The sequence below is a fragment of the Paenibacillus sp. BK033 genome (assembly GCF_004345425.1).
Lineage (GTDB): Bacteria > Bacillota > Bacilli > Paenibacillales > Paenibacillaceae > Pristimantibacillus.
Genome location: NZ_SLVP01000014.1, coordinates 68,247 through 76,885, shown reverse-complemented (window position 1 = coordinate 76,885; position 8,639 = coordinate 68,247). Strand labels below are relative to the sequence as shown.

Below are 8,639 nucleotides of genomic sequence, written 5' to 3'. Positions count from 1 at the left end.
CGCCGATGGTACTTGGACCGCAGGGTCCTGGGAGAGTAGGACGTCGCCAAGCAATGAAAGAGCCTGCCGCATTTCGCGGCAGGTTTTTTTGTGTTATTTCGGTGTTTTATTGATGGTAGTAAGAGGCCTCGTTTTTTTGGAGGCGGAGAATGCCGTCTTTGCGCTGCTTGCTGAAGGCAAGAGATAAGAGCATACGAGGGACGATAAGCCATAAATGCCAGAAGAGGATGCTGATCAATAGGGATGGCTGAATCCATGGATACAGAACCGCTACCGCGCATAGACCAACCCAGAAGAGATGACGGTGTACGCGGCGGTATAGGGCAAGACGGATATCGTTGGCAGGTTTGAAGCCAAACCATGGCGGTGTAATTCCCCAAACCCAGCGGCGGTCAACGGCATCGTCTACGCGTATAAAGGCAAGCAGCAGGATAACAAGATGAATGACTTGCACGATAGCGAATCCAAGAAGCCAACTGAACAGGCCATCCATGCGGTACATCAGCAGCTGGAAAGCCAGCAGGATGACAGCACTGAGAATATGGCTTTGGACAAGCTCGGGACGGATTACTTTCTTTTTGATTAACTTGTATTGGTATATGGTGGCTGCTTGCTGGTCCACTAAAGATTGACGCATATTGTACTTCCCTTCTTTATTACTCAGGTAGTATATCGGCAGTTTTGGATTCACCAATTAGGCGGATGCTGCATACGATATAGAAATATTTGAAATGGGCTATGAAACAAGTATAAACCGCTAGAATATATGCCATAATAATAGCTATATAGGATGACAGAAAGGCGGGATAGGTATGTCGGAAGAACGCGCGCTTCATTGCATTATATGCGGGGAGCATAAAGCAGAGGGTGAAGGAATCCGCATTGTGTCCGAGTTTATATGCGAAGCATGTGAATCCGAGATGGTTCGTACGGATGTGAAGGATGCCAAATACCCTTTCTTTATTCATCAAATGAAACAGATTTTTATCGAGAAAAACGCCTGAGCGGAATCCCTTTAATAGGATGCCGCTCTTTTTTTGTGCCTAAATCCGTTACAATAGACGAATAATAGATAGAAGGGAAGCTTTTAGACCATGAATCGAATGCAGGCCCCTTTGTTTGAGGCATTGGTACGCCATTATGAAACGGATCCGGTTGGTTTTCACGTACCCGGGCACGGATATGGACATATATATGAGCAGGAACAATTCCATGCGGTGAATTGGCTGTCTGGGATAATGAAGCTGGACGTGACGGAGCTGTCTTCCACGGATGATCTGCATCATCCGGAAGCATTCATAGCCGAAGCGCAAAAGCTCGCCGCGCAATGCTTTGGGGCGGATGAGACTTTTTTTCTTATAGGAGGAAGCACCTCCGGAAATCTGGCAATGATCCTCGGTGTATGCGAGCCCGGCGATCTCTTGATTGTTCAGCGGAATGTTCATAAGTCGGTTATTAACGGATTAAAGCTGACAGGGGCAAGAACGGTTTTTGTCACACCTAGAATGGATGAGGAAACAGGGCTGTCAACAACTCCTTCGTTGGAAGTCATTGAAGAGGCGCTCAAGCTGTATCCCGAAGCTAAAGGGGTCATGCTGACCAATCCAAATTATTACGGCATGACTACGAATCTGACAAGCTATGCGGAACTTGTACACCGCTATAATAGCCTGCTGCTCGTAGATGAAGCGCATGGCGCGCATTACGGATTACATCCTTTATTCCCGGAGACGGCAATTCAGGCCGGCGCGGATGCCGTCGTGCAGTCTACCCATAAGACGTTGTCCGCCCTAACGATGGGGGCAATGCTGCATCTGAAGGGAGACCGGATTCCAAGGGACCCGATAAAGGAAGCGTTAGCCGCGATTCAAAGCTCAAGCCCTTCCTTTCCGATTATGGCTTCCCTAGATGTTGCACGAGTTATGGTAGACCGGTATGAGGCTGCATGGTTTGAACCGGGAGTTGCTTCCGTACAGGCATTCCGGGCCTGGATAGCCCAAGAGAACGGGGCTTTGAAGGTACTACCGGCTGATCAAGGGTCAGCGGCTTACGATAGCTTGGATCCGCTAAGAGTTGTTTTATGGGATCGTACAGGGACCGTTACAGGCTTTGAACTGCAGAAGCTGCTGGAGGAGCAGGGCTGCTGGGCGGAGATGGCGGATATGAAGCATGTCGTGCTGGTGTGGGGAAGCCGGACAGGGGAGGCATCGAGGTTAGAGCTTCAGGCTGCTTGCAAACAGATCGAACAAATTATCGATGCCAGTCCTTGTAAGGACGGAAAAGTTTCTACGGGCTATTATCCGGTTATTGGATCACCTAATCAATTGCAGCCGATAGAATGGAGCCGGAAAAAGAGGAAGCATCAAAGATTGCCTTTAGTAGAATCGGAAGGCTATGAGGTCGCGGAGATGGTTATACCTTATCCTCCGGGGATACCTATTCTATACCCGGGGGAAGTGTTGACCAATGAAATGATTGGGTACATCTCGTCACTAGCCGAGACTGGCGCCAAGTTTCAGGGAGCCGTCGACAGCAGGATGCTGACAATTGCCGTATATTCGCGATAATTAGGCGAAAATAAGTAGGACAAGGGTATTCGCTTTGTTAGAACTTTGTTAAAATATATACTATACCCAACTATAGTGGTGGGTAGTAACAGTTAGGAGCCATACGAAGTTGAATAAGGGAATCTTTATTACGATAGAAGGCGGCGAAGGCGCCGGCAAAACAACACTGATTGAGCAGCTCGCGCATACGATGCAGCAGCGGGGCAAGACAGTCGTTACGACCCGCGAGCCAGGCGGCATCCCGATTGCGGAGCAGATCCGTTCGGTCATCCTGGACCGTAACCATACGGGAATGGATGCGCGTACGGAAGCCTTGCTGTATGCGGCATCAAGACGCCAGCATTTAGTCGAGAAGGTAATGCCGGCGCTTGCGGACGGTCAGATCGTCATCTGCGACCGTTTCGTGGACAGCAGCCTCGCTTATCAGGGCCATGCCAGAGGACTTGGCATGGAGGAGGTATGGTCAATCAACCGTTTTGCGGTGGATGGAGCAATGCCTCAGCTTACGATTTACATGGATATTGATCCGGAAGTGGGATTAGCCCGGATCAGGTCCGCAGGCGAACGCGAAGTCAACCGCTTGGACCTGGAGTCGCTTGCTTTTCACCAGCTTGTGCGGGAAGGCTACCGGAAGCTGCTGGAGCAGTTTCCGGAGCGAATGGTGCGGGTTGATGCGGGAAAAGCCGCAAATGCTGTACTGGAAGAAGTTATTTTGACGATTGACCGCAGATTTAAAGGGTTTTTCGCAGCCGATGTGCAATAAACAACGTAGGAATGACTTCGTGCCTGTTCTATTAACCTAACCAAATGGGAGGAATGAGGATGAAATTAGTCATTGCGATTGTACAAGATAAGGACAGCAACCGTTTGTCGAATGCTCTTGTGAAGGATGGCTTCCGCGCAACCAAGCTTGCAAGTACAGGAGGATTCCTTCGAGCAGGTAATACAACGTTTATGATTGGCATAGAAGACGAACGCGTTCATGAGGTTCTGCAGGTCATCAGCTCGAACTGCAAGGTGAGAGATCAACTGGTTACGCCTGTTTCTCCAATTGGCGGCTCGACCGATTCGTATATTCCTTTCCCTGTAGAAGTGCAAGTTGGGGGAGCGGCAGTCTTTGTCGTACCTGTTGAGCGTTTCGAACATTTCTGATTGGACGTGAATAGCGATGAAAATCGATCAAAGCTGGCGTCCGCTTGGCCAAAACCGAGCAGGCGGGGACACGGCGACGAAGCCGGCTCCTGCCAGAAGCTTCTCGGATGCCTTGGTACAGCAGGATGCTTTGCGGACGCAGGAGCAGCTGCAGCAGAAGCTTACGGAAATTCATAATCAAGGCGAGCGTCTGGCCAGAACGATGACGGTTCGTGAGCTGAAGATGTACCGGCAGATGGTGAAGCGGTTTCTGGAGGATACCGTCAAACGCGGGATCGGACTGAAGGAGCTGCGCGGCTTTGATCGAAGAGGCCGGACCAAGCGATACAAGCTGCTGGATGAGATTGATTCGGCGCTTGTATCCATGGCGGAAGAGCTGCTGGAGTCGGAACAAGGCAGAATCGAGCTGCTTGGCCGGATCGGTGAAATTCGCGGACTTCTTATTAATTTATTGTTTTAGAAAGAAAGGGTAAGCAGCAATGAGCATGGAACAAGTAGCCGGCCAATGGAAAGCAAAACGAATCTTAAAGCATGCGTTGCAGAGCGGAAAAGTATCGCATGCTTATTTGTTCTACGGCCCTTCCGGCACAGGGAGAAAGGCTATGGCCAGAGCTTTCGCCAAGGCCCTCTTCTGCACCTCTGGCGGGGATGACGCCTGCGATCATTGCTTGGAATGCCGGAAATTCGAGAATGGGAATCAGCCGGATCTGCTCACTATTACGCCGGATGGGCAATCCATCAAGATCGATCAAATACGCGAGCTCCAGCGCGAGCTTGCTTACCGGGGAAGCGGAACTTCGCGGAAGGTATATATTGTCGAGCGTGCGGAGACAATGACCCTTCAGGCAGCTAACAGTCTGCTTAAATTTCTAGAGGAGCCGCTTTCCCCCATTGTTGCCATATTAATTACGGATAATGGACAAGCCGTGCTTCCGACCATTCGTTCAAGAGCGCAGTGGGTGCCATTCCTGCCGTTCTCGTCAAACGAAATGCTGCAGTCTCTGGTCGATGAAGGAGCGCCGCCGACTCTGGCCCGCGCAGCCGTTCAACTGAGCTCCGGACTGGAAGGCGCTAGAGAGATTATCCAACAGAATCAGTTTGCAGAAATCAGAAACGTAGTGATACAATTAGGGAAGGAGAGTCTGACCCGATTCACCGCGGGAATGCTCACCGCCCAGCAGCAATTTTTCAAAACGGACCTTGCGGGTGAAGCGCAGCTCATGCTGTCGTTACTTGTATTATGGTTCAAAGACATGATTCAATTTCAGGCCGGAAGGCAGGAAAGCATTGTTTATATAGATCAGTTGGACTGGATTAGCAAGCATGCGTTTAACCGCCCGATCGAGAACTGGATTTCTTGTATCGAGCATACGCTTGAAGCGGGTAAGAAGATACGTTCCAACGTATCTCCGCAGCTTGCTGTCGAGCAACTATTGGTAAACCTACAGGAGGGCTAAATCCTTGTATAACGTTGTCGGTGTCCGCTTTAAGAAGGCGGGCAAGATTTATTACTTTGATCCAGCCCTGCACCCCGTGGACAAGGACCAGCATGTGATTGTCGAAACGGCCAGGGGGATCGAATATGGTAAAGTCGTGGTCGGACAGAAAGAAGTCGGTGAAGAAGACGTTGTCCTTCCGCTGAAGAAAGTGATCCGGATTGCCAGCGAGGTAGATGCGAAGGTCGTGGAGGAGAACCGCGCTGCCGCGAAGAACGCATTTGCCACCTGTTTGGACAAGATAAGAGATCATCAGCTCAAGATGAAGCTGGTTGATGTGGAATTCACGTTCGACCGGAACAAAATCATTTTCTATTTTACGGCTGAAGGAAGGGTCGACTTCCGGGAATTGGTAAAAGACTTGGCTAGTGTGTTTCGTACGCGTATTGAGCTTAGGCAAATCGGCGTACGCGACGAAGCGAAGATGCTGGGGGGCATCGGGCCATGCGGGCGTGTATTATGCTGCTCCTCTTGGCTCGGGGATTTCGAACCGGTATCGATCAAGATGGCCAAGGATCAGAACTTATCGCTCAATCCTACGAAGATTTCGGGATTATGCGGCCGTCTTATGTGCTGCTTGAAATATGAGCATGACAATTACGAAAGCGTGCGGGAGGAGCTTCCTTCCGTTGGCAAAATCGTCGTCACGTCTTATGGCGAAGGCAAAGTAACGGGCATCAACGCTTCCACGAAGTCTGTGTACGTGCAGTTGTTCGATGTGTCGGGTAAACCGAAGGAGCTGCCGCTCGACGATGTGGTTGTGAAGGAAAATTGAACGACTACGTTTGAAAGCTCTGGGGTGAAAGCTTGGAGAACAAAGAAATCTTTAATCAAATGGACGAATTAGAAAGCCGGATGGGCGATTTCCACGTCCATCTTGGCGTTCTGAAGCAGCGGGTCAAAGAACTGCTGGAGGAAAATCAGCAGCTGAGCATGGAAAATGAACGGCTGCGCAAAATATTGAAACGCGAGACGTCGCCGAAGCCAAAAACAGCTGTAAGCCGCCAGGTAGGACAAGCCGTCCAGCCTGCCCGCCGGGAGGTTGCAGTACATGCGGAGGAAGATACGGTTCACGATACATCGCAGCAAGCCGGTCTCGTCGGTGAGGCGCATGATAATTTGGCTAGGCTGTACCACGAAGGATTCCACATTTGCAACGTGTATTACGGGCATTTGAGGACAGAAGGAGATTGCCTGTTCTGCTTATCCTTCCTCAATAAATAATAGAACATTGTATGTATACCGTCCTCGTCTATGTAGGGCGGTATCTTTATGTCAGGGGAGTTAGGTCAAAGGTGCGGGAAGTAAAGCTGGAACCAAATGAACGAATTGATGATTTGATGACGGAGACGGGCCTCCGTATCATTCAAAGCCGGGAAGTATTCAGCTTCTCTCTGGATGCGGTGCTGCTGTCGAAGTTCGCAACGATTCCAAAGAGAGGACGGATTCTTGATCTATGCACAGGAAACGGGGTAATCCCGATGCTGCTGACGACAAGGACCGATGCGAAGATCGACGCGGTTGAGATCCAACCAAGATTGGCCGATATGGCAAGGCGCAGCGTGACAATGAATAATCTGTCTGAGCAGGTTTCCATCATAGAGGCGGATCTGAAAATATACATGAAAGAAGCGGGCAATGGTATTTATGACGCCGTAACGGTCAATCCTCCATACATGGCGGTAAAAGCGGGCGACTCGAACGAGAATGATCATTACGCCATCGCGCGCCATGAAATTCATTGCACGTTGGATGATGTCGTTCATGCCTGTGCAAGGCTTGTCCGTTCGGGAGGAAAGGTGGCTATGGTTCATCGTCCTTCGCGGTTTATCGATATTATGGAGACGATGCGGAAATACCGGCTTGAGCCAAAGCGCGTGCAATTCATCCATCCGAATGCGCAAGGAGAGGCCAATATGGTATTAATAGAAGCGATACGCGACGGCAAGCCGGAGCTTAGGCTGCTGCCGCCGGTCTTCGTATACGAATAAGCCATTTACGGATGGGAGGGAGCAAGGATATGATACAAATTCAAAAAAGCTTTAAAGATCAAGCGGATAGCGATTACGGTATCTTATATTTGGTCGGCACTCCAATTGGCAATCTGGAGGATATGACCTACCGGGCAATCCGGACGTTAAAGGAAGTGCAGCTTATCGCGGCTGAAGATACAAGACAGACCCGCAAGCTTCTGACTCATTTCGAAATCTCTACGAGATTGGTTAGCTACCATGAGCATAATAAGCAGGCTAGCGGAAGCGAGCTCATCCGTTTATTAATAGAAGGGCAGTCTATTGCGCTTGTCAGCGATGCAGGCTTGCCTGCCGTCAGCGATCCAGGGGCCGACCTTGTTAAGGATGCCGTAGAAGCGGGTATTAAGGTAGTGCCGATACCGGGAGCAAATGCGGCTTTATCGGCTCTGATCATATCGGGTCTTCCGACCGATCGGTTTATGTTCACGGGATTCCCTCCGCGAGATAAAAAGCCGCTTGCCGAATGGCTGGCCCGTCTTGCCCGCCAAGAAGGGACGCTTATGACGTACGAGTCTCCCCATCGCCTGAAGAAGACGCTGGAAGCCATGCTAGAGCACTGGGGCGACCGGAGGATTGCAATGGTTAGAGAGCTTACGAAGCGCCATGAAGAAGCCGCACGCGGCAGCATATCCGAATGTCTAGCTTTTCTTGAAGAGAACCCTCCCCTGGGCGAATACTGCCTCATTATTGAGGGGGCAGCTGCAGGAGCGGGAGACGCGTCAGATAACGGAGAGAATTGGTGGACGCTGCTTGAGCTTGAAGAGCATGTGGCCCACTACGAGAACGAAGGAATCGACCGCAAGGAGGCTATTAAAAAAACGGCTCAGGACAGAGGCCTGCCGAAGAGGGAAGTGTATAACGCAGTCAATCGATAGATTACTGCGTTATTTGGGCAAAAAAAGACCTTCCTGGCCGGGTTCTAGCACAGGAAGGCATCAAGGAGTATAAAAAGGTTAGAATTAACAAGTTGGTGTATTTCTATTATAACCTATATTTCTTATTTTGTCACAGGAGAAGGCATTTCAGATAAACAAATATGGCAAACAATTTTGCCTTTGAAGTAAGATACGTTTTCTGCATTGCCGCAGAAGATACATGCAGGCTCGTATTTCTTAAGCATGATACGCTCGCCGTCTACATAGATCTCCAGAGCATCTTTCTCGCCAATACCAAGCGTACGACGCAATTCGATTGGAATAACAACACGACCCAATTCGTCGACTTTACGTACAATACCAGTAGATTTCATCATGATTTTGTTTCTCCTCTCAGGAAATAACATTTCGTCACTATTCGACATAGTTTTTCTTTTTATGGCTACTATAATACCAACGATTCCCATAATAGTCAACCGAGAATGTCTCTGATAGACCTTATCAGACCTATATTTA

Annotated in this window: 12 protein-coding genes; 10 read left to right on the top strand and 2 right to left on the bottom strand. The window is 49.7% G+C overall.

Features of this window, described 5'->3' with window-relative positions:
• Positions 1–106: 106 nt before the first annotated feature.
• Positions 107–637, bottom strand: coding sequence for a transposase (locus EV294_RS28010; RefSeq protein ID WP_132313002.1), 531 nt, complete (start codon positions 635–637; stop codon positions 107–109).
• A gap of 175 nt (positions 638–812) precedes the next feature.
• Between EV294_RS28010 and EV294_RS28005 the strand changes: the two genes are divergently transcribed.
• The 10 genes from EV294_RS28005 (at position 813) to rsmI (ending at position 8,123) form a co-directional block, all read left to right on the top strand.
• Positions 813–1,004 (top strand): sigma factor G inhibitor Gin, encoded by a 192-nt coding sequence (locus EV294_RS28005; RefSeq protein ID WP_132313000.1) that lies wholly within the window; start codon positions 813–815, stop codon positions 1,002–1,004.
• Positions 1,005–1,094: 90 nt separating this feature from the next.
• Entirely contained in the window at positions 1,095–2,567 is a 1,473-nt protein-coding gene (locus EV294_RS28000) for an aminotransferase class I/II-fold pyridoxal phosphate-dependent enzyme (RefSeq protein WP_132312998.1), read from the top strand.
• 109 nt (positions 2,568–2,676) lie between these two features.
• Positions 2,677–3,330 (top strand): dTMP kinase, encoded by a 654-nt coding sequence (tmk, locus tag EV294_RS27995; protein WP_132312996.1) that lies wholly within the window; start codon positions 2,677–2,679, stop codon positions 3,328–3,330.
• A 59-nt stretch (positions 3,331–3,389) separates the two neighbouring features.
• The gene (locus EV294_RS27990) at positions 3,390–3,719 is read left to right on the top strand and encodes a cyclic-di-AMP receptor (protein ID WP_012772016.1); all 330 of its coding nucleotides are present in this window, start codon (positions 3,390–3,392) and stop codon (positions 3,717–3,719) included.
• 16 nt (positions 3,720–3,735) lie between these two features.
• Positions 3,736–4,179 (top strand): YaaR family protein, encoded by a 444-nt coding sequence (locus EV294_RS27985; RefSeq protein ID WP_132312994.1) that lies wholly within the window; start codon positions 3,736–3,738, stop codon positions 4,177–4,179.
• 19 nt (positions 4,180–4,198) lie between these two features.
• On the top strand, positions 4,199–5,176 hold the full coding sequence (gene holB, locus EV294_RS27980) for a DNA polymerase III subunit delta' (protein ID WP_132312992.1): 978 nt from the start codon (positions 4,199–4,201) through the stop codon (positions 5,174–5,176).
• 4 nt (positions 5,177–5,180) lie between these two features.
• Complete coding sequence (locus EV294_RS27975) at positions 5,181–5,990, top strand: PSP1 domain-containing protein (RefSeq protein ID WP_132312991.1); 810 nt, start codon at positions 5,181–5,183, stop codon at positions 5,988–5,990.
• Between the two features lie 32 nt (positions 5,991–6,022).
• Entirely contained in the window at positions 6,023–6,439 is a 417-nt protein-coding gene (locus EV294_RS27970; protein WP_132312989.1) for an initiation-control protein YabA, read from the top strand.
• A 116-nt stretch (positions 6,440–6,555) separates the two neighbouring features.
• Positions 6,556–7,206, top strand: coding sequence for a tRNA1(Val) (adenine(37)-N6)-methyltransferase (locus EV294_RS27965; RefSeq protein WP_243711825.1), 651 nt, complete (start codon positions 6,556–6,558; stop codon positions 7,204–7,206).
• Positions 7,207–7,235: 29 nt separating this feature from the next.
• Positions 7,236–8,123: a 16S rRNA (cytidine(1402)-2'-O)-methyltransferase gene (gene rsmI, locus EV294_RS27960; protein WP_207918204.1), complete on the top strand. Its 888-nt coding sequence runs from the start codon at positions 7,236–7,238 to the stop codon at positions 8,121–8,123.
• Positions 8,124–8,245: 122 nt separating this feature from the next.
• Here the strand turns inward: rsmI and EV294_RS27955 are convergent, their stop codons facing one another.
• The gene (locus EV294_RS27955) at positions 8,246–8,500 is read right to left on the bottom strand and encodes an AbrB/MazE/SpoVT family DNA-binding domain-containing protein (RefSeq protein WP_012772023.1); all 255 of its coding nucleotides are present in this window, start codon (positions 8,498–8,500) and stop codon (positions 8,246–8,248) included.
• Positions 8,501–8,639: the final 139 nt, after the last annotated feature.

What these genes read in the sequence shown, in the direction of transcription:
- EV294_RS28010 (WP_132313002.1), bottom strand. Translation starts at nt 637, where the DNA reads ATGCGTCAATCTTTAGTGGACCAGCAAGCAGCCACCATATACCAATAC.
- EV294_RS28005 (WP_132313000.1), top strand. Translation starts at nt 813, where the DNA reads ATGTCGGAAGAACGCGCGCTTCATTGCATTATATGCGGGGAGCATAAA.
- EV294_RS28000 (WP_132312998.1), top strand. Translation starts at nt 1,095, where the DNA reads ATGAATCGAATGCAGGCCCCTTTGTTTGAGGCATTGGTACGCCATTAT.
- EV294_RS27990 (WP_012772016.1), top strand. Translation starts at nt 3,390, where the DNA reads ATGAAATTAGTCATTGCGATTGTACAAGATAAGGACAGCAACCGTTTG.
- EV294_RS27985 (WP_132312994.1), top strand. Translation starts at nt 3,736, where the DNA reads ATGAAAATCGATCAAAGCTGGCGTCCGCTTGGCCAAAACCGAGCAGGC.
- holB (WP_132312992.1), top strand. Translation starts at nt 4,199, where the DNA reads ATGAGCATGGAACAAGTAGCCGGCCAATGGAAAGCAAAACGAATCTTA.
- EV294_RS27965 (WP_243711825.1), top strand. Translation starts at nt 6,556, where the DNA reads ATGACGGAGACGGGCCTCCGTATCATTCAAAGCCGGGAAGTATTCAGC.
- rsmI (WP_207918204.1), top strand. Translation starts at nt 7,236, where the DNA reads ATGATACAAATTCAAAAAAGCTTTAAAGATCAAGCGGATAGCGATTAC.
- EV294_RS27955 (WP_012772023.1), bottom strand. Translation starts at nt 8,500, where the DNA reads ATGATGAAATCTACTGGTATTGTACGTAAAGTCGACGAATTGGGTCGT.